Source organism: Streptomyces lunaelactis, assembly GCF_003054555.1.
Lineage (GTDB): Bacteria > Actinomycetota > Actinomycetes > Streptomycetales > Streptomycetaceae > Streptomyces > Streptomyces lunaelactis.
In genome coordinates this window covers 1,894,685-1,916,993 of sequence record NZ_CP026304.1, presented here as the reverse complement: position 1 = coordinate 1,916,993, position 22,309 = coordinate 1,894,685, and the positions used below count along the sequence as shown (strand labels likewise).

At 70.5% G+C, this 22,309-nt stretch carries 21 protein-coding genes; 14 read left to right on the top strand and 7 right to left on the bottom strand.

Annotated elements, in window-relative coordinates:
* Nucleotides 1–87: 87 nt before the first annotated feature.
* Both SLUN_RS08535 and SLUN_RS08530 read right to left on the bottom strand, forming a co-directional pair.
* Nucleotides 88–1,470 carry an FAD-binding oxidoreductase gene (locus SLUN_RS08535; RefSeq protein ID WP_108147913.1) on the bottom strand — a complete coding sequence of 461 codons (1,383 nt, stop codon included), beginning with the start codon at nucleotides 1,468–1,470 and terminating at the stop codon, nucleotides 88–90.
* 96 nt (nucleotides 1,471–1,566) lie between these two features.
* Nucleotides 1,567–3,369: a glycoside hydrolase family 15 protein gene (locus tag SLUN_RS08530; RefSeq protein ID WP_108154604.1), complete on the bottom strand. Its 1,803-nt coding sequence runs from the start codon at nucleotides 3,367–3,369 to the stop codon at nucleotides 1,567–1,569.
* A gap of 418 nt (nucleotides 3,370–3,787) precedes the next feature.
* Here SLUN_RS08530 and pyrG point away from each other — a divergent pair, with 418 nt between their 5' ends.
* The 14 genes from pyrG (at nucleotide 3,788) to SLUN_RS08460 (ending at nucleotide 19,073) form a co-directional block, all read left to right on the top strand.
* Nucleotides 3,788–5,437, top strand: coding sequence for a CTP synthase (pyrG, locus tag SLUN_RS08525; protein WP_108147912.1), 1,650 nt, complete (start codon nucleotides 3,788–3,790; stop codon nucleotides 5,435–5,437).
* A gap of 73 nt (nucleotides 5,438–5,510) precedes the next feature.
* Nucleotides 5,511–6,137 carry an NUDIX domain-containing protein gene (locus tag SLUN_RS08520; RefSeq protein WP_108147911.1) on the top strand — a complete coding sequence of 209 codons (627 nt, stop codon included), beginning with the start codon at nucleotides 5,511–5,513 and terminating at the stop codon, nucleotides 6,135–6,137.
* A 208-nt stretch (nucleotides 6,138–6,345) separates the two neighbouring features.
* Nucleotides 6,346–8,358, top strand: coding sequence for a tetratricopeptide repeat protein (locus tag SLUN_RS08515; protein ID WP_257153689.1), 2,013 nt, complete (start codon nucleotides 6,346–6,348; stop codon nucleotides 8,356–8,358).
* Between the two features lie 162 nt (nucleotides 8,359–8,520).
* Nucleotides 8,521–9,636, top strand: coding sequence for an alanine dehydrogenase (gene ald / locus SLUN_RS08510; protein ID WP_108154603.1), 1,116 nt, complete (start codon nucleotides 8,521–8,523; stop codon nucleotides 9,634–9,636).
* Between the two features lie 414 nt (nucleotides 9,637–10,050).
* Nucleotides 10,051–11,196, top strand: coding sequence for a ParA family protein (locus SLUN_RS08505; RefSeq protein WP_108147909.1), 1,146 nt, complete (start codon nucleotides 10,051–10,053; stop codon nucleotides 11,194–11,196).
* Nucleotides 11,193–11,789, top strand: a complete 597-nt coding sequence (locus SLUN_RS08500; RefSeq protein WP_108147908.1) for a hypothetical protein — start codon at nucleotides 11,193–11,195, stop codon at nucleotides 11,787–11,789. Before SLUN_RS08505 ends, SLUN_RS08500 begins: the two co-directional genes overlap by 4 nt.
* Nucleotides 11,790–12,139: 350 nt before the next feature.
* Complete coding sequence (locus SLUN_RS08495) at nucleotides 12,140–13,033, top strand: segregation and condensation protein A (protein ID WP_371413905.1); 894 nt, start codon at nucleotides 12,140–12,142, stop codon at nucleotides 13,031–13,033.
* Between the two features lie 32 nt (nucleotides 13,034–13,065).
* Nucleotides 13,066–13,632 (top strand): SMC-Scp complex subunit ScpB, encoded by a 567-nt coding sequence (gene scpB, locus SLUN_RS08490; RefSeq protein WP_371413904.1) that lies wholly within the window; start codon nucleotides 13,066–13,068, stop codon nucleotides 13,630–13,632.
* Nucleotides 13,632–14,726 (top strand): pseudouridine synthase, encoded by a 1,095-nt coding sequence (locus tag SLUN_RS08485; protein ID WP_108147906.1) that lies wholly within the window; start codon nucleotides 13,632–13,634, stop codon nucleotides 14,724–14,726. The genes scpB and SLUN_RS08485 overlap by 1 nt, the downstream gene beginning before the upstream one ends.
* 114 nt (nucleotides 14,727–14,840) lie before the next feature.
* Nucleotides 14,841–15,494, top strand: coding sequence for a nicotinamide riboside transporter PnuC (gene pnuC / locus SLUN_RS08480; protein ID WP_108147905.1), 654 nt, complete (start codon nucleotides 14,841–14,843; stop codon nucleotides 15,492–15,494).
* Complete coding sequence (locus SLUN_RS08475; protein WP_108147904.1) at nucleotides 15,491–16,570, top strand: AAA family ATPase; 1,080 nt, start codon at nucleotides 15,491–15,493, stop codon at nucleotides 16,568–16,570. The genes pnuC and SLUN_RS08475 overlap by 4 nt, the downstream gene beginning before the upstream one ends.
* Nucleotides 16,567–17,289: an NUDIX hydrolase gene (locus SLUN_RS08470; RefSeq protein ID WP_108147903.1), complete on the top strand. Its 723-nt coding sequence runs from the start codon at nucleotides 16,567–16,569 to the stop codon at nucleotides 17,287–17,289. Before SLUN_RS08475 ends, SLUN_RS08470 begins: the two co-directional genes overlap by 4 nt.
* A 5-nt stretch (nucleotides 17,290–17,294) precedes the next feature.
* Nucleotides 17,295–18,317 carry an ADP-ribosylglycohydrolase family protein gene (locus SLUN_RS08465; protein ID WP_108154601.1) on the top strand — a complete coding sequence of 341 codons (1,023 nt, stop codon included), beginning with the start codon at nucleotides 17,295–17,297 and terminating at the stop codon, nucleotides 18,315–18,317.
* Between the two features lie 3 nt (nucleotides 18,318–18,320).
* A complete protein-coding gene (locus SLUN_RS08460) occupies nucleotides 18,321–19,073 on the top strand; it encodes a nucleotidyltransferase domain-containing protein (RefSeq protein ID WP_108147902.1) in 753 nt (250 codons plus the stop codon).
* On the opposite strand, the gene SLUN_RS08455 is transcribed toward SLUN_RS08460, so the two are convergent.
* The 5 genes from SLUN_RS08455 to SLUN_RS08430 form a co-directional block, all read right to left on the bottom strand.
* The gene (locus SLUN_RS08455) at nucleotides 19,005–19,784 is read right to left on the bottom strand and encodes a nucleotidyltransferase domain-containing protein (protein WP_108147901.1); all 780 of its coding nucleotides are present in this window, start codon (nucleotides 19,782–19,784) and stop codon (nucleotides 19,005–19,007) included. The genes SLUN_RS08460 and SLUN_RS08455 overlap by 69 nt on opposite strands.
* 263 nt (nucleotides 19,785–20,047) lie before the next feature.
* On the bottom strand, nucleotides 20,048–20,536 hold the full coding sequence (locus SLUN_RS08445; protein ID WP_108147900.1) for a Rieske (2Fe-2S) protein: 489 nt from the start codon (nucleotides 20,534–20,536) through the stop codon (nucleotides 20,048–20,050).
* 10 nt (nucleotides 20,537–20,546) lie between these two features.
* Nucleotides 20,547–21,152 carry a DUF6529 family protein gene (locus tag SLUN_RS08440; protein WP_108147899.1) on the bottom strand — a complete coding sequence of 202 codons (606 nt, stop codon included), beginning with the start codon at nucleotides 21,150–21,152 and terminating at the stop codon, nucleotides 20,547–20,549.
* A gap of 8 nt (nucleotides 21,153–21,160) precedes the next feature.
* Complete coding sequence (locus SLUN_RS08435) at nucleotides 21,161–21,847, bottom strand: hypothetical protein (protein ID WP_108147898.1); 687 nt, start codon at nucleotides 21,845–21,847, stop codon at nucleotides 21,161–21,163.
* An 83-nt stretch (nucleotides 21,848–21,930) separates the two neighbouring features.
* Nucleotides 21,931–22,263: a DUF952 domain-containing protein gene (locus SLUN_RS08430; RefSeq protein WP_108147897.1), complete on the bottom strand. Its 333-nt coding sequence runs from the start codon at nucleotides 22,261–22,263 to the stop codon at nucleotides 21,931–21,933.
* Between the last annotated feature and the right edge of the window lie 46 nt (nucleotides 22,264–22,309).

Genomic DNA, 22,309 nt, shown 5'->3' with positions numbered 1-22,309 from the left:
GGCAGTCGCCCGGGATCCGGACGCTACCTCGGCGGTACTTCCCTGAACATCACCAGGGCCGCGAGGACCGAGGGCCTGATCTCTGGATCAGGCCGGTTTGATGTTGTGGTTGAGCCGGAACACATTGTCGGGGTCGTACTGCGCCTTGACCGCCGCGAGGCGCGCGTAGTTGTCGCCACCGACACCGGCGACGACCCGCTCGTCGCCCTCCTGCCCGATGAAGTTGAGGTAGACGGCGCCATTGGACCAGGGCTGCACATCGGCGCGCACATCGCGGACCCACTTCTTTCCGCGCTCGTCGTCGGCGGGGCTCTCCCAGGTGCCGAAGGGATGGACGACCCACGGCGAACCACGCCACGGCAGCGGATAGTGGGCCGGGCCGTCGGCCGCCGCGCCGCCCAGCGGGAACAGCACATGCTGGGTCCCGGAGGGCACGATCATCGTCGACGAACGGGCGCAGAAGGCGTCCACGGCCTTGTCCGGGAGGGCGTCCAGATACTCCGCCGACCAGTAGTTGCGCATCCCGGCCGGGTCGTCGAGCATGCACTGCAGTTCGGCGTAGGGCAGTTCGGCGATCATCTCTGCCGCGTGCGCGAGTTCCAGCATCGGCGCGGCCACCATGCGCGCCTCCGATTCCGTGCCCGCGTAGGTGATCAGAACCGCGCAGACGAGCTTGCCCACCAGATCCTCGGGGACGAACTCCTCGGGAGGCCCGGTGAGATAGATGCACCCTCCGCCCACCTCGTCCGGGGCCGACTCCACGAAGTCACGGTAGGCGCGCAGCACTTCGGGTCCGGAATCGGGCCGGAACAGCAGCATGATCATGCTCATTGCGGGCAGCTCATGCAGCTTCAGGGTGATCGCGGTGGCCACACCGAAGTTCCCGCCACCGCCGTGCAGCGCCCAGAACAGCTCCTGGTTCTCGTCCTCACTGGCGTGGACGGTGCTGCCGTCGGCCGTCACCAGCTCGACGGCGAGCAGATTGTCGCAGGCCAGCCCGAACTTGCGCTCCAGCCAGCCCGATCCGCCGCCCAGCGTGAACCCGCCCACCCCGGTGGTGGACGCCCGGCCACCGGTGGTCGCCAGGTCGTACGGCTGTGTCGCCCGGTCGAGATGGCTCATCGTGGCGCCGCCCCCGACGCGCGCCGCACGGCTCTCGGGATTGATGATCACGGTGTGCATACGCCGTAGATCCACGACGATTCCGCCGTCGCTCAGCGACATGCCCGCGACGCTGTGGCCCCCACCGCGGACAGCGATCTCCAGGTCGTTCTCCCGGCCGAAGCGGATCGACCGGGCCACATCCGCTTCCGTCTCGCACTGCGCGATGACCGCGGGCCGCCGGTCGATCATGGCGTTGTGGACCGCGCGAGCCTCGTCGTACCCCGGATCACCAGAGGTGAGCGCATCGCCGGTCAGTTGTTGACGGAAGCCGGTCAGCGCCGCCTCCGTCATGCCTTGGGGCGCCATAGTGGCCCCCTTCCGAGGGCGCGAGGGGACCTTCTCATCGTAGTCCCGCACGGGGAATCGTGATCAGTCGAAGGTCCTGCCGGGCCAGGGGGCGCTCTACCCTCCGTACGCCCCGGACGCGGTGAGCCGCAGCGCCGTGTCGATCAGCGGGACATGGCTGAACGCCTGCGGGAAGTTCCCCACCTGCCGCTTCAGCTTCGGGTCCCACTCCTCGGCCAGCAGCCCCAGGTCGTTCCGCAGCGACAGCAGCTTCTCGAAGAGCCGCCGCGCTTCGTCCACCCGCCCGATCATCGCCAGGTCGTCGGCGAGCCAGAACGAGCAGGCCAGGAACGCGCCCTCGTCGCCCTCGAGACCGTCGACGCCGGCCTCCTCGCCCGCGGTCGGGTAGCGCAGTACGAAGCCGTCCTCCGTGGACAGCTCCCGCTGGATCGCCTCGATCGTGCCGATGACGCGCTTGTCGTCCGGCGGCAGAAAGCCCATCTGCGGAATCAGCAGCAGGGAGGCGTCCAGCTCCTGCGAGCCGTACGACTGTGTGAAGGTGTTGCGTTCTTTGTCGTAACCCTTCTCGCAGACATCGCGGTGGATGTCGTCGCGCAGCTCGCGCCACCGCTCGATCGGCCCGTCGGCGTCCCCGGACTCGATCAGCTTGATGGTCCGGTCGACCGCGACCCAGGCCATGACCTTGGAGTGCACGAAGTGCCGGCGCGGACCGCGCACCTCCCAGATGCCCTCGTCCGGCTGGTCCCAGTGCTTCTCCAGATAGCGGATCAGCTTGAGCTGCAGCAGCGAGGCGTAGTCGTTGCGGGCCAGACCCGTCATGTGCGCCAGGTGCAGCGCCTCGGTGACCTCGCCGTAGACATCCAGCTGGAGCTGGTGCGCCGCGCCGTTCCCGACCCGGACGGGACCCGAGCTCTCGTAACCGGGCAGCCAGTCCAACTCGGTCTCGCCCAGCTCCCGTTCACCCGCGATCCCGTACATGATCTGCAGGTTCTCCGGGTCGCCGGCGACCGCGCGGAGCAGCCACTCGCGCCAGGCGCGGGCCTCCTCGCGGTAGCCGGTGCGCAGCAGCGACGACAGGGTGATCGCCGCGTCGCGCAGCCAGGTGTAGCGGTAGTCCCAGTTCCGTACGCCGCCGATCTCCTCCGGCAGCGAGGTCGTCGGCGCGGCGACGATCCCGCCCGTCGGCCCGTACGTCAGCGCCTTCAGCGTGATCAGCGAACGGACCACGGCCTCGCGGTAGGGCCCGTTGTACGTACAGTGCTCGACCCAGTCGCGCCAGAAGTCCGAGGTCGCCTCCAGCGCACCCTCCGGGTCGGGCAGCGCGGGCGGCTGGTGGTGCGAGGGCTGCCAGCTGATCGTGAAGGCGATCCGCTCGCCGGGAGCGACGGTGAAGTCCGAGTAGGTGGTGAGGTTCTTGCCGTACGTCTCGGTCTCGGCATCCAGCCAGACCGAGTCGGGTCCGGCGACGGCGACCGTACGCCCGTCGACCTTGTGGACCCAGGGCACCACACGTCCGTAGCTGAAGCGCATACGCAGCGCGGAGCGCATCGGCACCCGCCCGCTCACGCCCTCCACGATCCGCACCACCTGCGGCGCGCCGTCACGGGGCGGCATGAAGTCCGTCACACGGACCGTGCCGCGTGGCGTATCCCACTCCGATTCGAGGATCAGCGAATCCCCGCAGTAGCGGCGCCGGTCGGCCGGCGGCGGCTTGGCCTCGGCGGCGTGCGCCGGGCCCAGCCGCCAGAAGCCGTGTTCCTCGGTGCCGAGCAGCCCGGCGAAGATGGCGTGTGAGTCGAAGCGGGGCAGGCACAGCCAGTCCACGCTGCCATCCCTGCAGACCAGCGCTGCGGTCTGCATGTCTCCGATAAGTGCGTAATCCTCGATGCGCCCGGCCACGTGCATCTCCAGTCGAACGGCCACGTCCGCCCCTCGGGGCGCTTACTGCGGTCAAGCGTCGTTGACGAGCGCGATGTTCCGGGTGACGGACGGGGAGGGTGCCGTTTGACAGCCTGGCTCGGCAGCGAGTGTCCGAGCAGGATACGACGCACCCTAGTGATCTGCGCGACGGGTCCGGCAACACGGGTCTGCCGAACGGGTGAGCCAAGGGTGAGCCCCTGGTGAACGGGGTGCGCGTGTGAGCGCGCGTGGCCGGAAGCAGTCTCCCGTCGTCGCTGATACCCTGGTACCCCGTGGACCGGTGGCCGTCCTGTGCAGAACAGGGGCCCCGAAACCGCAGCGACGGCACCCCTCGAACCTCCGGGAGGGTCGCCGGTACGCATCTCACCTCGCGACCCACGGGAGCCCCCTCTTGGCGATGCCGCCCAAATCCATGACGACCAAGCACATCTTCGTCACCGGGGGTGTCGCCTCCTCCCTCGGCAAGGGCCTCACGGCCTCCAGTCTGGGTGCGCTGCTGAAGGCGCGGGGTCTGCGGGTCACGATGCAGAAGCTCGACCCGTACCTGAACGTCGACCCGGGCACGATGAACCCGTTCCAGCACGGTGAGGTGTTCGTCACCAACGACGGTGCCGAGACCGACCTGGACATCGGCCACTACGAGCGCTTCCTCGACGTCGACCTGGACGGTTCGGCGAATGTCACCACCGGCCAGGTGTACTCGACGGTGATCGCCAAGGAGCGGCGCGGCGAGTACCTGGGCGACACCGTGCAGGTCATTCCGCACATCACCAACGAGATCAAGCACCGCATCCGGCGGATGGCGGCCGACGACGTCGATGTCGTGATCACCGAGGTCGGTGGCACGGTCGGCGACATCGAGTCGCTGCCCTTCCTGGAGACCGTCCGCCAGGTCCGCCACGAGGTCGGCCGGGACAACGTCTTCGTCGTGCACATCTCGCTGCTGCCCTACATCGGCCCGTCCGGTGAGCTGAAGACCAAGCCGACCCAGCACTCGGTGGCCGCGCTGCGCAACATCGGTATCCAGCCGGACGCGATCGTGCTGCGCGCGGACCGCGAGGTGCCGACCGCGATCAAGCGGAAGATCTCGCTGATGTGCGATGTCGACGAGGCCGCGGTGGTGGCCGCGATCGACGCCAAGTCGATCTACGACATCCCCAAGGTGCTGCACACCGAGGGTCTGGACGCCTACGTCGTACGCAAGCTGGACCTGCCGTTCCGCGATGTCGACTGGACCACGTGGGACGACCTGCTGGACCGCGTCCACAACCCCGACCACGAGGTCACGGTCGCGCTGGTGGGCAAGTACATCGACCTCCCCGACGCGTACCTCTCGGTGATCGAGGCGCTGCGCGCCGGCGGTTTCGCGAACAAGGCCCGCGTCACGGTCAAGTGGGTGGCTTCCGACGACTGCAAGACCCCTGCGGGCGCTGCCGCGCAGCTCGGCGATGTGGACGGAGTCCTCATCCCCGGCGGCTTCGGCGACCGTGGTGTGTCCGGCAAGGTCGGCGCGATCCAGTACGCCCGGGAGAACAAGGTCCCGCTGCTGGGTCTGTGTCTGGGCCTGCAGTGCATCGTGATCGAGGCGGCGCGGAACCTCGCCGAGATCCCCGATGCCAACTCCACCGAGTTCGACGCGGTCACCTCCCACCCGGTGATCTCCACGATGGAGGAGCAGCTGGCGTACGTGGAGGGCGCGGGCGACCTGGGCGGCACCATGCGGCTCGGTCTCTACCCGGCGAAGCTCGCCGAGGGCTCGATCGTGCGTGAGGCCTACGGTGACCAGCCCTACGTCGACGAGCGCCACCGCCACCGCTACGAGGTGAACAACGCCTACCGCGCGGAGCTGGAGAAGAAGGCGGGCATCGTCTTCTCCGGCACCTCTCCGGACAACAAGCTCGTCGAGTACGTCGAGTACCCGCGCGAGACGCACCCCTACCTGGTCGCCACCCAGGCCCACCCGGAGCTCCGCTCCCGCCCCACCCGGCCGCACCCGCTCTTCGCCGGCCTGGTGAAGGCCGCGGTGGCGCGCAAGTCGGGCGAGTAACGGCAAGGCGATACGGTTGCCGGGGTATGAGTCTTCTGGGACTCGTACCCCGGTTTCTGCGTGGAGGACGTACATGGAGCTCAAGGACACCCCCGAGGAATGGCAGGTCACCGCGACCGCGACACCCTTCCGGGGCAACAAGACCAGCGTCCGTACCGACGATGTGGTCATGCCCGACGGCACCGTCGCGCGACGTGACTACCAGGTGCACCCCGGCTCCGTGGCGATCCTCGCGCTCGACGACTCCGCCCGCGTCCTCGTACTGCGTCAGTACCGGCACCCCGTGCGTCACAAGCTCTGGGAGATCCCGGCCGGTCTGCTCGATGTGCCGGGGGAGAACCCGCTGCACGCGGCCCAGCGCGAGCTGTACGAGGAGGCGCACGTCAAGGCCGAGGACTGGCGGGTGCTGGCCGACGTCTACCCCACCCCGGGCGGCTGCGACGAGGCCGTACGGATCTTCCTCGCCCGTGATCTCTCCGAGGCCGAGGGCGAGCGCTTCGAGGTCTCCGAGGAGGAGGCCGACATGGAGCTGGCGCGGGTTCCGCTCGAAGAGCTCGTACGCGGTGTGCTCGCCGGGGAGTTGCACAACAACTGCCTGGCGGTGGGCGCCCTGTCGCTGGCCGCCGCGCTGAACGGCGGCAGCGTCGACGCGCTGCGTCCGGCCGAGGCGCCCTGGCCGGCGCGTCCGTTCGAGGCCTGAGCGACAACCCCGGTGATGCAGGGCAGGCCCCGCTCACTGATCCGGCCTGATCGGCCGGACAGGGCCCGGTAAGACGATCTGCTGATCCGATCGGGGGATGCCCCGCCGCGCTCCGCCGGGATCGTTGCAGAGCGTGAACTACGCTCGGAACGCCCGTGCGGAGTCCCTACGGGCTCGACTCGTGCGCGGACGGACGGGAGCGTGGCCCGTGACGGATCAGGCGGTGGACTCGGGCGGCCCTGCCGACGCGTCCCGGGACCAATTCTTCGGTCGGCAGCGGGAGTTGAAATCCCTGCGCGCCGATATCGAGCGAGCCGGTCTGGACACCATCGCCGGACGCAAGGCTCCCCGTGCCCGGGTGCTCCTGATCGCGGGCCGGCCAGGATCCGGGCGCACCGCGCTCGCCGAGGAACTCGCGCACCGGCTCGCCGGCGACTACCCCGACGGGGTGCTGCGCACCCGGCTCACCGAGCCGGGCGGGCGGCGGGTCCCGATGGAGCGGGCGGCGCGCGGACTGCTCGACTCGCTCGAGATCGCATCGCCGCCCGGCGCGGGCGAGGACGAGCTGACCGAGATGGTGCGCGAGGCGCTCGCCGTACGCCGGATGCTGCTGTTCCTCGACGACGCCGGGGACGCCGAGCAGGTCGACCCGCTGCTCCCCGACAATCCCGACTGCCTCGCCGTGGCCGTGGCCCAGGGGCCGCTCACCGGCATTCCCGACGTACGGCCGTGCACGCTCGGCGGCATGGACGCGAAGTCCGCGATCGAACTGCTCGGCACCTTCACCGGATCGGTGCGGATCACCGTCGATCCGCAGGCCGCCGAGACCCTCGCGGAGGAGTGCGGCGGCCAGCCCGCCGCACTGGTCCTGGTCGGCGGCTGGCTCGCGGCCCGGCCCAAGACGTCGGTCGCCGATGTGGCCAAGCGGCTGCGCGCCCTGCCGGACGACGGTGAGCAGCCCAGGAGCGTCAGGCCGCTGGCCCGCGCTTTCCGGCTGGTGTACGAGTCGCTGCCGCAGGCCGCCGCCCGGATACTGCGACTGCTCGCCCTCGCGCCCGCCGGACTCGCCGACGCGCACACCGCGTCCGCGCTGGCCGGCTGCTCGGTCTCGGCCGCGCAGACGACGCTGAACGACTTCACCGCTCTCGGTCTGGTGCACCGCAGCGGCCACCAGTACGAGGTGCCGGGAGCTCTCGCGCCCCTGCTGCGCGCCCTGCTGGAGGCGCAGGACCGGCCGGCGGAGGTGCAGCTGGCCCGGGCGCGGATGCTGGAGCGGACCGTACGGCAGCTGCACTCCTGCCGGGCGGTCACCGAGCCCGACGGGTCCCCGGCCCGCAAGAAGCTGGCCGGTCTGCCGCGCGCACTGCGCTTCGCCACCGCGCCGGCCGCCGCCGAGTGGCTGCGGATCCGGCAGCCCGCACTGCTGGCCTCGGCCCGGCTCGCGGTCGAGGACGGCGAACTGGACACGCTGGCGCGACGGCTGGTCGCCGCGCTGGTCAGGGCGCTGGCCGCGCACCGTGGCACCGAGGACGCGGCCCCCGAGCTCTACGGTCTGCACCAGTTGGTGCTCGGTGTGGCCGAGCGCCGCGGGCTGCACCGCGAAGAGGCCGCCGCCCTGCTGAATCTCGCCGATCTGGACGCGCAGACGGGCCGTACGGAGGAGGCGCTGGCCCGCTACCGGGCCGCGCTGGACGCCGGACGGGCAGCAAATGATCCGTACGCGACCGGCCGCGCGATGGAATCCGTAGGTGGTGCCTATCAGGAGCTGGGGGACTGGCAGCGGGCCGCCGACTGGTACGGGCGGGCGCTCGCGCAGCGGCAGGCGCGGGGCGAGCGGGCCGACGAGGCGCGGCTGTACGGCCGGCTCGCAGCGGCGCACACCTATGCGGGCCGGTACGGCGACGCGCTGCGCGGCTGGCGGGCCGCGGTGGCCGGATACCGCAGGCTGGGCGATCTCCCGTCCCAGGCACGAGCGTTGAGCGAGGCGGCGCGCGTACAGGAGTACGCGGGCCGGCCGGAGGAGTCGTTGCACACCTGCAGGGAGGCGGTGGAGTGGGCGCGGCAGGCCGGGGACGTGCGGCTGCAGGCAGCTCTGCAGCTCAGGCTGGCCGACACCCTCGACCGGATCGGCGACCCGGCGTCCGCACGGCTGCACCGCGGCACGGCGGGGAGATTGCTAGGGCCGGAGGGTACGGAGGGATTCAGCCTGCGAAATCCGTAGCACTTCGACCAAAGATTAAAGCTTTGTAAGGCTAGACAGCGTGAAATCCTTCATTAGACTGGCTCCGCCATGTGTTCTCGTGGTGTCTCCCGGTGCGTCCTGCGCATCTGGGTATGTATGGCATTGCCCGGTAAATCCCCTGAGCCAAGGACCGTGATCGACGTGAAGGTCGGCATCCCCCGCGAGGTCAAGAACAACGAGTTCCGGGTGGCGATCACCCCCGCCGGTGTGCACGAGCTCGTGCGCCACGGCCACCAGGTCTTCATCGAGCAGAACGCCGGTGTCGGCTCCTCGATCACGGATGACGAGTTCGTCGCCGCGGGCGGGCAGATCCTGCCCACCGCCGACGAGGTCTGGGCCACCGCCGACCTGCTGCTGAAGGTCAAGGAGCCCATCGCGGAGGAGTACCACCGCCTCCGCAAGGGCCAGACCCTCTTCACCTACCTGCACCTCGCCGCGTCCCGCGAGTGCACGGACGCCCTGCTGGAGTCCGGCACCACCGCCATCGCGTACGAGACGGTGGAGAGCGCGAACCGCGCGCTGCCGCTGCTCGCCCCGATGTCCGAGGTCGCGGGCCGTATCGCCCCGCAGGTCGGCGCGTACCACCTGATGCGCCAGGCCGGCGGCCGTGGCGTACTGCCGGGCGGCGTCCCGGGTGTCGCCGCGGGCAAGGCTGTCGTCATCGGCGGTGGCGTCTCCGGCTGGAACGCGGTGCAGATCGCGGTCGGCATGGGCTTCCACGTCACGCTGCTCGACCGGGACATCAACAAGCTGCGCGAGGCCGACAAGATCTTCGGCACCAAGGTGCAGACGATCGTCTCCAACGCCTTCGAGCTCGAGAGGGCGGTCGTCGAGGCCGACCTCGTCATCGGTGCCGTCCTCATCCCCGGCGCCAAGGCCCCGAAGCTGGTCACCAACGAGCTTGTCGCCAAGATGAAGCCCGGAAGTGTACTTGTCGACATTGCAATCGATCAGGGTGGCTGCTTCGAGGACTCGCGTCCGACCACCCACGCCGAGCCGACCTTCCCGGTCCACAACTCGGTCTTCTACTGCGTCGCCAACATGCCGGGTGCGGTGCCCAACACCTCCACCCACGCGCTCACCAATGCGACGCTGCCGTACATCGTCGAGCTCGCGAACCGTGGCTGGGTCGAGGCGCTCCGCCGCGACCAGGCGCTTGCTCTGGGTCTCAACACCCATGACGGCCAGGTCGTTTACGGCCCGGTGGCCGAGGCTCACGGCCTGCAGAGCGTCGAACTGAGTACGCTCCTCGGCTGACGCTCCCCTACAGCCTCCGGCGTGGGAGGTGCCCCCATATGCGCACGTTCGTCAACATCACGCCAACGGCCGGACCTTGCCGAGCAGGGTCCGGCCGGATGTGTATCCGCCCACTTTGCGAGGCTCGTTCAACTCGCCTCGAACGTAACCCTTTAACCGTTTCGCGCACCCGCGAAACGTGCGGGCCGGGTTGCGCCAAGAGTCTTGAGCGCCCTTGACAGAAGGGTGTTCGGTTGCCGACACATCGGGCCGGGTCCGGCGGATTGTGTTGCTGCGGACCGGTGACACGCCATAGAGTCGCCAACCGTCGGCATGGTGCCACGCTGACCTATCGATAAAGTCCTGGTCACGTCCAAGGAGGTAAGACGACTTGTGAATGAGTCGACATTTACTCCCGGGGGTGGTCAACCTGGTATGCCTGCGCGGGGCCAGAGCCCGTCATCCGGGCTCGAGGCTGTCGGCTCCGTCGCTGTCCGCACCTTCGAGACGCACCGGCGCGCGACGCACACGACGCACATGACGACAGCCCACACGATGAAGATGATGGACGGCCAACACGTGAACGCCATGGCCGGCAACGAGAGTGGCCGAGAGTCCACCCACTTCGCCGCCTACCAGGAAGTCCCCGAGGGGCACTTCTACGACCCCGACGCCGAGTACGAGCCCGATCCCGAGTACGCGGCCACCCTCGCCCCTGACGCAGCCCGTCAGCGCCGCGAGCGGATCGGCCCCACCGGGCGGCCTCTGCCGTACTTCCCGATCCCGGGCCCGCTGACCTCACACGGTCCCGCGACGATCATCGCGATGTGCAATCAGAAGGGCGGCGTCGGCAAGACGACGTCGACCATCAACCTGGGCGCCGCGCTCGCGGAGTACGGACGGCGTGTACTGCTCGTCGACTTCGACCCGCAGGGAGCCCTGTCGGTCGGCCTCGGCGTCAACCCGATGGAGCTCGACCTCACCGTCTACAACCTGCTCATGGAGCGGGGCATGCAGGCGGACGAGGTGCTGCTGAAGACCGCCGTGCCCAACATGGACCTGCTGCCGAGCAATATCGATCTCTCGGCCGCGGAAGTGCAGTTGGTGAGCGAGGTCGCGCGCGAGTCCACGCTGCAGCGGGCGCTGAAGCCGCTGATGTCGGACTACGACTACATCGTGATCGACTGTCAGCCCTCGCTGGGCCTGCTCACGGTGAACGCGCTGACCGCCGCGCACAAGGTGATCGTGCCGCTCGAGTGCGAGTTCTTCGCGCTGCGAGGCGTGGCGCTGCTGACGGAGACCATCGAGAAGGTCCAGGAGCGGCTCAACCCCGACCTGGAGCTCGACGGGATCCTCGCCACGATGTACGACTCGCGGACGGTGCACAGCCGTGAGGTGCTGGCGCGGGTGGTCGAGGCATTCGACGATCACGTCTACCACACGGTGATCGGGCGGACCGTGCGCTTCCCGGAGACGACGGTGGCCGGTGAGCCGATCACCACGTACGCCTCCAACTCGGTTGGCGCGGCCGCCTATCGTCAGCTCGCCAGGGAGGTGCTCGCCCGGTGTCACGCCGAGTGAGTCTGCCCGGGGCCGACGAACTGTTCCGTACGACCGGGGGCATGGCACTGCAGTCGTCATCGCCGCGCCGGCAGGCGAACGGTGAGGCGAGGGTGCCGGCGCCGGCGGGGGAGAGCGATCCGGTCGCGGAGGGCGGGGCCGAATCGTCCCCGGCTTCGTCCGGTTCCAGCTCCACGTCCACGTCGTCGCGGGAGCACTCCGCGGCGGACGCGGACTCCTCCACCGGGGGACGTAGCCGGGGGGCGGAGGCCGAGCAGGGCGCGTCCGCCGGGTCTGCGGGCCGCCGCCAGCAGGACGCGGCCTCGGTCGCGGCCGGAGCCGCGGGTGTGTCGCCGACCGGACAGACGCGTCGCCGTCGCAGCGGTGCGAACCGCCGGCCCAGCGGCCGTGAGAGGCACGACGAGAAGATCACGGTCTATGTCTCGGCCGAGGAACTGATGGATCTCGAGCACGCGCGGCTGGTGCTGCGCGGCGAGCACGGGCTGGCGGTCGACCGCGGGCGGATCGTCCGCGAGGCGGTGGCGGTGGTGCTGGCGGATCTCGAGCAGCGCGGCGACGCGAGCATTCTCGTACGACGTCTGCGCGGGCGCTGACGGTAGCCTGCGCGCTGCCCTGCCTGATCCTTCCGCTCCCTGGACCGCGATGCCGCCGACCGACGATTCCGCCCCCCCCCAGCCTCCGGCCGGGCGCTCGCCCCGCCGCAACCTGGGCCGCGGCCCGGGTACACCGCGCCCCGAGTCGGCGGCGCCGGACCTGGGGGGTGACGCGGGCGACGAGCCCGAGGGGGCCGCGGGTGCTGTTTCCCCGAACCCGCCCCGCCCCGCCCCTTCCCGAGACCGGGGGCGAGCCCCTGCACGGCGACGGTGCCGGCCCAGAGGCGTACCGGGGCTCCAGGGACTCGGATGCCGCCTCCGGGGCACTGGGGGCGGTCACGGAGCCTCTCGTGGACGTCTCGGCGCCGGGCGGCTCTGAGCCCGACGCTCCAACCGGTCCCGAGCCCACGGCCGGCGCCGGGCCCGTTGATGACGGGCGGTTCAAAGTACGGCTTGCCAACTTCGAGGGGCCCTTCGACCTCCTCCTGCAGCTGATCTCCAAGCACAAGCTCGATGTGACCGAAGTCGCCCTCTCCAAGGTCACCGACGAGTTCATGGTGTACATCCACGCCATGGGGCCCGACTGGGATCTCGATCAGACCACCGAGTTCCTCGTCGTCGCGGCCACGCTGCTCGATCTCAAGGCCGCGCGGCTGCTGCCCGCCGCCGAGGTGGAGGACGAGGCCGACCTCGCGCTGCTCGAGGCGCGGGACCTGCTCTTCGCGCGGTTGCTGCAGTACCGCGCGTACAAGCAGATCGCCGAGATCTTCAGCGCGCGGCTGGAGGAGGAGGGGAAGCGGTATCCGAGGACCGTCGGGCTCGAGGCTCATCACGCCGAGCTGCTGCCCGAGGTCGTCATCAGCATCGGCGCCGAGGGCTTCGCCAGGCTCGCGGTGAAGGCGATGCAGCCCCGGCCCGAGCCGCAGGTGTACATCGACCACATCCACGCACCCCTCGTGTCCGTACGCGAGCAGGCCGAGATCGTCGTCGCGCGGCTGCGGGAGGCCGGCGAGGTGAGCTTCCGGGAGCTCGCCGCGGACGCCCCCGACACCCTCACCGTCGTCGCCCGCTTCCTCGCCCTGCTGGAGCTCTACCGCGAGAAGGCCGTGGTCCTGGACCAGGAGGAGGCCCTGGGCGAGCTCATGGTGCGCTGGACCGGCGGTGAGGGCGCCGGCCGGCCCACCGTCACCGATGAATTCGATTCCGAGGTTCACGAGAACCCGGACGAGGAGGAGGACGCGTGAGTGATCTGAAGCCCGCGCTCGAAGCCGTTCTCATGGTCGTCGACGAGCCGGCCACCGAGGAGCACCTCGCCAAGGTCCTGGAGCAGCCGCGCCGGGCCGTCGCCGACGCGCTGCGCGAGCTGGCCGACGAGTACACCGTCCAGGGCCGCGGCTTCGAGCTGCGGCTCGTCGCGGGCGGCTGGCGCTTCTACAGCCGCGCCGAGCACGCCGACGCCGTCGAGCGCTTCGTCCTCGACGGGCAGCAGGCCCGGCTCACCCAGGCCGCCCTGGAGACCCTCGCGGTCGTCGCGTACCGCCGGCCGGTGAGCCGTTCGCGCGTCTCCGCCGTGCGCGGAGTGAACTGCGACGGCGTCATGCGCACCCTCCTCCAGCGCGGTCTGGTCGAGGAGGCGGGCGCGGAACCCGAAACAGGTGCGATCCTGTACAGGACGACGAACTACTTTCTGGAGCGGATGGGCCTGCGTGGCCTGGACGAGCTCCCGGAGCTCGCGCCCTTCCTCCCCGAGGCGGAGGCGATCGAGGCCGAGACGCAAGAGGGTGTGCCGTCGTTCGATCCGGACGCACCGGACACCGACGCAGACGACAAGACGGAATTTTGATGCGAAGCAGCGGCAGGAACAGCGGAAGCGGCAACCGGGACTCTCGGGGTGCCGGCGGCAAGGGGCGCGACGACCAGCAGAAGCGCGCGGGCCGGCCCCGTCCCGAGGAGCGCCGTTACGACGTCGGCGGCAGCCAGGGTTCCGAGGGCGGCGGCAAGGCCGGCGGCGGTCGCGGCGCGTCCGCGCGCGGTGGCGCCAAGGGGGGCCCGAAGTCCCCGCAGAGCGGTAGCAGGGGCGCGGCCCCGCGCCGCGGCCCGCACGGCCAGCGCGAATCCCGTCCCCGCGAGCTCGACGCCAAGATCGAGGAGCGCAACCGGGAGCGGCACAACAAGCCGCAGGTCAAGACGCCCAAGACCTTCCCCGGCGCCGAGCAGGAGGGTGAGCGGCTGCAGAAGGTCCTCGCCCGCGCCGGCATGGGCTCCCGCCGCGCCTGCGAGGAGCTGATCGACCAGGCCCGTGTCGAGGTCAACGGTCAGATCGTCACCGAGCAGGGCAAGCGCGTCGACCCGGACCACGACGAGATCAAGGTCGACGGGCTGACCGTCGCCACCCAGTCGCATCTCTTCTTCGCGCTCAACAAGCCAGCCGGTGTCGTCGCCACCATGGAGGACCCGGACGGCCGCCAGTGCCTGGGCGACTACGTCAACAACCGGGAGACACGCCTCTTCCACGTCGGCCGGCTCGACACCGAGACCGAGGGCATCATCCTGCTCACCAACCACGGCGAGCTGGCCCACCGGCTGACCCACCCCAAGTACGGCGTGAAGAAGACCTACCTCGCCGCGATCCAGGGCCCGCTCCCGCGCGACCTCGGCAAGCGGCTCAAGGACGGCATCGAGCTGGACGACGGCTACGCCCGCGCCGACCACTTCCGCGTCGTCGAGAACACCGGCAAGAACTACCTGGTCGAGGTCACCCTCCACGAGGGCCGCAAGCACATCGTCCGCCGCATGCTGGCGGAGGCCGGGTTCCCGGTCGACAAGCTCGTCCGGGTCAGCTTCGGCCCGATCGCGCTCGGCGACCAGAAGTCCGGCTGGCTGCGCCGGATGACCAACACCGAGGTCGGCATGCTGATGAAGGAAGTCGGCCTGTAAACCTGCCCCTTACTACGTAACAAAGCCCGCGACCTGACCGGTCGCGGGCTTCTCGCGTCTTGTGGGACAGACCCCGGCACCTTTATAGTCAACATGACTATTAAGGAGGCGGGCGTGAGTCTCGCGGACATCCTCGGACCCCTGCAGCAACCGCTGTTCACCGTTCTGGACACCCCGGTGAGCTGGACCGAGTTCCTCGGTTTCGGCAGTGGCGCGCTCTGCGTCTGGCTCGTCGCCCGCCAGCACCTCGCCAACTGGCCGATCGGCATCGCCAACAACCTCTTCTTCATCCTGCTCTTCACCCAGGCGGGCCTGTACGCCGACGCCGGCCTGCAGGTCGTCTTCATCACCCTCGCCGTGTACGGCTGGTGGACCTGGACCCACGGGGGTGGACCAGGTCCCGACGGACTCCCGGTGCGGCGCACTTCGCGCACCGAGTGGTCCTGGCTGCTCGCGGCGGGGGTGGTGGGGACACTCGCACTGACGCTCCTCCTCGGCCGCGCCACCGACTCGAACGTCCCCTTCTGGGACGCGCTCACCACCGCCCTGTCGCTGATGGCGACCTACGGGCAGTGCCGCAAGCGTCTCGAGTCCTGGTGGCTGTGGATCGCCGCCGATGTGGTGTACGTGCCGCTCTACGCGTACAAGGAGCTCTATCTGACCTCCCTGCTGTACGCAGGCTTCCTGACCCTGTGCGTCATCGGCCTGCGCAGCTGGTCGCGCGATCTGGTCGTACGGCAGCGGGAGTTGGCGGAGGTGGTCGTATGAACACCTACCGGCACGGCCTGGTGCTCGGGAAGTTCTACCCGCCGCACGCGGGCCACCACCACCTCGTACGGACCGCCGCCGACCGCTGCGAGCGGCTGACCGTCCTGGTCTGCGCCTCCTCGGTGGAGACGATTCCGCTCGCCGAACGCGTGCGGTGGATGCGCGAAGTACATGCGGACGTACGGGTCGTGGGCGCCGTCGACGACATCCCGATGGACCTGAACGACCCGGACATCTGGGAGGCGCACATGGCCGTCTTCCGCGCCGCCGTCCCCGAACCGGTCGACGCCGTCTTCACCTCGGAGCCGTACGGCGAGGAGCTCGGCCGGCGCTTCGGCGCCGCGTCCGTGTGCGTCGACCCCGACCGCACCGTCTTCCCGGTCTCCGGCACGGCCGTACGCAAGGACCCGGTCGGCTGCTGGGACTTCCTGGCGCCGCCCGTGCGCGCGGCGCTCGTCCGGCGTGTGGTCGTCCTCGGCGCCGAGTCCACGGGCACCACGACGATGGCGTGGGCCCTCGCCGAGCACTACCGCGGGCGCGGCGGTGTCTGGACGCGGACCCGCTGTGTGCCGGAGTACGGACGGGAGTTCAGCGAGCACAAGCTGGTGGAGCTGCGCGCCCGGCGGCCGGAGGCGGGCTGGGACGAGGTGCGGTTCACCTCGGAGGAGTTCCCGCTGATCGCCCGGCGGCAGACGGAGCAGGAGGACGAGGCCGCCCGGGCCGGATCGCCCGTGCTGTTCTGCGACACCGACGCCTTCGCCACCACCATCTGGCACGAGCGCTACCTGGGCGGCCCGAACGCGGACGTCGCCCGGATCGCCGCCCGCGGACAGCAGCATCTATGGCTGCTCACCGACCACCGTGGCGTGGACTTCGAGGACGACGGGCTGCGCGACGGAGAGCATCTGCGGCCCTGGATGACCGCCCGCTTCGCGGCCCGGCTCGCCCGCACCGGACGGCGGACCGTCGTGCTTCAGGGACCGCACGAGCAGCGGCTCGCCACCGCCGTCGCCGCCGTGGACCAACTCGTCGGCGAGGGCTGGGACCTCGCCGAACCCCTGCCGGAGCAACGATGATCAAGGACTACGACCCGGGCGCCTTCCCGCCCTTCGCCGTCACCGTCGACCTCGCCGTCTTCACGGTCCGCGAGGGCCGGCTGCACGTCCTGCTCGTCGAGCGCGGAGAGGACCCGTACAAGGGCGCCTGGGCGCTGCCCGGAGGCTTCGTACGCCCCAAGGAGTCGGCCGGGCAGGCCGCCCGCCGTGAACTGGCCGAAGAGACCAGCCTGTCCGAGGAGACCGTCGCCGGCCTCCACCTGGAGCAGCTGCGGACCTACAGCGACCCGGACCGCGACCCGAGGATGCGCGTCGTCTCCGTCGCGTACACCGCGCTCGTACCGGACCTGCCGGAGCCGCGCGGCGGCGGGGACGCGGCGCACGCCCGGTGGACACCGCTCGCATCCGCCCGTGGGCTCGCCTTCGACCACGAACGGATCCTCGCCGACGCGCACCACAGGATCGGTGCCAAGCTCGAGTACACCTGCCTCGCCACCACGTTCTGCCCGCCCGAGTTCACGCTCGGCGAGCTGCAGCAGGTGTACGAGACGGTCTGGGGCGTCGAGCTCGACCGTCCCAACTTCCGGCGCAAGGTCCTCACCACACCCGGCTTCGTCGAGGCCGTCGAGGGTCCGCCGCGCCGCACCGGCGGCCGCGGGAAACCGGCCGCGCTGTACCGGGCGGGTGCCGCCTCCGCCCTGCATCCCCCACTCCTGCGACCGGAAGGACGGCACACATGACCACCATGAGAACCACGAGGACCATCACCAAACAAGCGGCCACCGGCTCGTTGATCGGGCTCGCGCTCGGGGACGCGCTGGGCTTCCCGACCGAGTTCAACGATGTGCCGCGGATCCTCGCCACGTTCGGGCCGTGGCGCGAGATGAGCCTGCCGAGGCCCGCGATCGTCACGGACGACACCCAGATGACGCTCGCCCTGGGGCGCGGCATACGTACCGCGATGGACCGCGGGGTGCTCGTCGCCTCCCGGCTGACGGGGCCGGTGCGCGAGGAGTTCGTCCAGTGGTACCACTCCCCGGACAACAACCGGGCCCCCGGCAACACCTGCCTGGTGGCCTGCGAGAAGCTCGACAGCGATCTGCCCTGGCAGGAGGCCAGCCAGGTCGGCTCCAAGGGCTGCGGCGCCAATATGCGGGTCGCGCCGGTCGGACTCGTACCTGGGCTGAGCGAGGAACAGCGGGCGGGCGCCGCGCAGTTGCAGGCCGCCCTCACCCACGGACATCCCACCGCGCTGGCGGCGAGCGACCTGACGGCCCGCGCGGTGTTCCTGCTGGCACACGGCGCGGAGCCGATGGGGCTCGTGGGGCAGCTGCGCTCGTACGCGTACGAGATGCGCAACCACTACTACCACCACTGGCTCGGCAATCTGTGGACCTACTCCCACGATCCGACGCCCGAGGCCTTCATCGCACGCGGCTGGGACGAGTGCCTGCAGATCCTGGAGCGGCTCGCGACGGCGCTGCGCACGGCCAACCCGGAGACCGACCCGTGCCTGGCCACCGGCGACGGCTGGATCGCCGAGGAGGCGCTCGCCACGGCACTGCTGTGCTTCCTGATGTTCCCCGAGGAGCCGGTCACGGCACTGCGCCGGGCCGCCTGCACCAAGGGCGACTCGGACTCGATCGCCTGCCTCGCGGGCGCGTTCGCCGGGGCTCACCTCGGGGCGGGCGCCTGGCCCAAGGAGTGGTCCGAGCGGATTGAGTACCGCAGCGATCTGATGTCGCTCGGCGCGCTCTGGGACTCTTGATCCATGACTGATCCACTGGCCATGGAACTCGGCCCCGTCGTCGCCGAACAGCCCGACCCGCTGCTGTTCGCCACCGTCTCCGGGGCGCATCTGTACGGATTCCCGTCCCGGGACTCGGACGTGGACCTGCGGGGGATCCACCTGCTGCCCGTCGAGGAGCTGCTGGGGCTGCACGAGCCGGAGGAGACCCGGTCCCGGATGTGGGACCGGGACGGCGTCGAGATGGATCTGGTCACGCACGACCTGCGGAAGTTCGTAAGGCTGATGCTGCGGCGCAACGGATACGTCCTGGAACAGCTGCTGTCGCCGCTGGTGGTGCACACGTCGGACGCGCACGCCGAGCTCATATCGCTCGCTCCCGGTGTGCTCACCAGCCACCACGCCCACCACTACCGGGGGTTCGCGAACACCCAGTGGCGGCTCTTTGAGAAGACCGGCGAGCTCAAGCCGCTGCTGTACACCTTCCGGGCGCTGCTCACCGGCATCCATCTGATGCGCAGCGGCGAGGTGCAGGCGCATCTGCCCACGCTGCTCGGGGAGGTCGAGGCCCCGGGCCGGCTGCCCGCGCTGATCGCGGCCAAGGCGGACGCCGAGCACGGCCACGTCACGGGGGTGGACCACCACCGCGTACGCGCCGACGTCGAGGCGCTGCACGAGGTGCTCGAGGAGGCGCGGGTGGCCTCGCCGCTACCCGACGAGCCCACCACCTACGAAGCGCTGCGCGACTTCGTGGTCCGCGTCCGCCTGGAGCGCTGACGCCTCGAGCGCCGACGCCTGGAGCGCCGACGCCCGGCGCGTACGGAACAGGAAGTCCTCGACGCGCGCCCGGTCGGGCTCGGGCGGCAGCGGGGAGCCGGGCGCGGCCTCGTCCGCCTCGTCGGCGAGGCGGTTCATCCACGCCTCGACCCGCGGCCACGGCACCTCGCCCCGCTTGACCTCCAGCAGCCGCTCCCGGCCGGCGCCGACGTCGATCACCAGCTCGCCCGTACGGAGCAGATCGCGGCAGGTGGCGAGGAGCCGCAGCAGATGCATGGCGTGCTTCCAGCGCGGGGTGCCGTGCTGACGGATGTCCGCCTCCAGCTTCCTGCGCTGGCCGATCGCATAGCGCACGAAGGTCTCGTGGGCCTGGCGGGAGAGGAATGCCCCGCGCAGGGCGAGGAGTTCCCGGCCGGTGTCGTCGACGCGCTCGACGAGAGGGGAGTGCAGACACTCCAGGACGTTGGGGTTGGCGCGCAGAGCGAGCTCCAGGAAGCGCTCCAACTCCCAGGAGAACTGCTCGTCGGCCGGTCCCTCGGCATGGGTGGGGGGCTTGTCGAGGCGCCAGTAGAGCGGGGCGGGCGCGAGGAACACCCCGCGGCGGTCGGTGTCGCTGCCGTCCGTGGCCAGACCGAAGGCGCGCGAACCCATCACGCACGAGTAGATCGTGTGGTCGCGTACGAGCGCTTCGGAGGTCAGTTCGGGAGGCATGCGCGAGAGGGTACGCGAGTGGGGCCGGTCGAGCCGGGCTGGGCCGTGTCTGACAAATGGCGCCGTCCGCCCGCAGGGCGAGGTGCGCGGCGTTCGGTGCGTGCGATCGCAAGGCGGAGGATCGTCCTCGTACTGGACGTACTTGGATGACTCCGACAACGCCGCGAGTGTGCGTGCCGGGCGTCGCGCGCCAGGCGGGATTTGTCAGACACGGCCCAGGGCGTTTCGTTTGGATCGAGCCCGGCACGGTCCGAACGAGAGGCCTAGGTCAGCACGATGGTGTCCCCGGAGACGTTGATCTGCTTCGTCGGCAGCGGCCGGGTGGCGGGGCCGTGGACGACCGCGGCGTCCTCGATGTTGTATTTGCTGCCGTGACAGGGGCAGTCGATGGTGCCGTCCGCGACCTTGTTGACCGTGCAGCCCTGGTGGGTGCAGATCGCGGAGAAGGCCTTGAAGTCGCCCGACGTGGGCTGGGTCACGACGACCTTCTGGTCGGCGAATACCTTGCCGCCGCCCACCGGGATGTCGGCGGTCTTGGCGAGCTCCTCGCCGGCCGGGGGCGCCGAGCTCTCGGGCGGGGCGCTCGTCGTGCCGGTGCCCGAAGTGGCGGGCTGCGTGGTTTCCGGTCGGCTCGTGCTCGGTGTGGCCGACGTGGAGCCGCCGCCCTCGTCGCCGTAGTTGCTGCAGCCCGCCACCAGAGCGGCGGCGCCCGCCGCGCCCGCCACCAGAACCGTACGTCGTGGAGTCTCCATGGCCGTCTCCCTATGTCGTGACCCCGACCGTGCGGAAGAACCACAGCGCCGAGGTCAGCCAGATCACCGTGAGCGCCGTGAAGGCCGCCCCGCCGACGACCGGCAGCAGCCAGCCAGGCAGCCGTTCCGCTCGCAGCAGGAGCATCTTGGCGCTGAAAGCGCCGAAGAAGAAGCAACCCAGCAGCGAGTGCCACATCACGCGCGAGCTGTACGTCTGATAGCCCAGTCCGTACAGGCAGTGGACGGCCACCGGCACGGCGAGGAGGAACGCGATCCGGCCCGACCAGCGGTGCAGCGCGGGGATCCAGGAGGCGGCGCGTACGCCCGGAAGCCGTCCGTACATCGCGAACGCCGAAACGATCTGGACCAGAGCGAAGGCGAGGGCCGCAGTGCCCAGCCAGGACTTGACGGCCCCGGTGCTGCTGAAGCCGGCGAGGTTGAAGGCCGTGCCCGCCGGATCGTGCACCTTTCCGTACGCCCCGAGTCCGACCGCGACCGCGGCGGCTACCAGGGCGGGTACGAGGTAGCGGGCGGCGCTCGGGCGGGCGTGGTTGCCCGGGCTCGCGGGGAACGAGGCGGTGCGGGCGTTGGGGTCGATGGGAGGACCGAAGCTCATGACGCACCTCAGGGGACGACGGGGCGGGCGGTGAGCCGGGTGCCGTCGACCGTGACGGCGCCGGATGCGGGGTCGATCCGGGGTGCGGCGGCGGGCTCGCCGTCGCGCTTGAGGATGCCGACCTGGCGGCCGTCCGGCAGGACGATCCAGCCGCCGTCGAGCTTCGCGCCGCGGACTTCGGCGGTGGCGCGGTACAGGCCTGATGGCCTGACCGCCTTGGCCGCCGTGAACTGCCGGGTCCTGTCCTGGATTTCGACCGTTCCGTCGAGCTTCCCGGCGCGCAGGACGCCTTCCAGCCTGGCGCCGTCGTCGCCGGTGAGCCGCATGCTGCCGTCGTCCCCGACCTCGCCGCGCAGCCAGGACTCCTGGTCCCGGCCGTCGCAGAAGTAGCCGATCGCCTTGCTGCCGCGTACGGAGACGGAGACGGCGGCGGTGTCGTCCGCCGTACGGCCCGCGTACTCGGCGTCGGGCCGCGGGGCCGCGGTCGCGGACGCCGATGTGCCTGGCGCGGGCGTGCTCGGCGCGGGCGTGGACGGAGCCGGCGCGCTCGGGGAAGGTGCGGTGGGGGAAGGCGGCGCGATGGTGCCGCCGGACGAGGCCGTGGCGCGCGTCCCCGTCGTGGCGTTGAGCGACAGCATGAACAGCCCCAGCAGCAGCCCCGCCAGCAGCGTGAGCAGTGGTCCTGAACGCTTCACGGGGCGGCCTCCCCCTGCGGTGGGGCATGCGCGGACACCCAATGCAACTGCACCGGGGGCGTCGCGTCCAGGGTTTCGGGGGTTCAGGCCCAGGGGGTGAGCTCACGCGCGCGTCCGTCGGCATCCCGCCGCACCGCCATCACGGTCGTGACGGCGGCTCGCTCGATCGGACCGTACACATGCGGGAAGAGCATGTCCTCGGACCCCTCCCAGCGGACCTCGGCGCCGAGCCGTCTCTCGTCGATCAGGAGGACCAGCAGGTCGGGCGCGTCCCGGTAGGGGCCGTCGGCGATGGCGAGCGCGGTCGGTTCGTCCGGCGAACAGTGCACGAAGCCCTCGGTGGTCAGTGAGGCCGGGGTGTACGGCCGCTCCACGTCAGCCGTCCACTCGTCCACGGGCACGACATGAAAGAGCATGCCGTCAGTTGTAGCGCAGGGCGGTCGAGCGCGGGGTCGCCCAAGT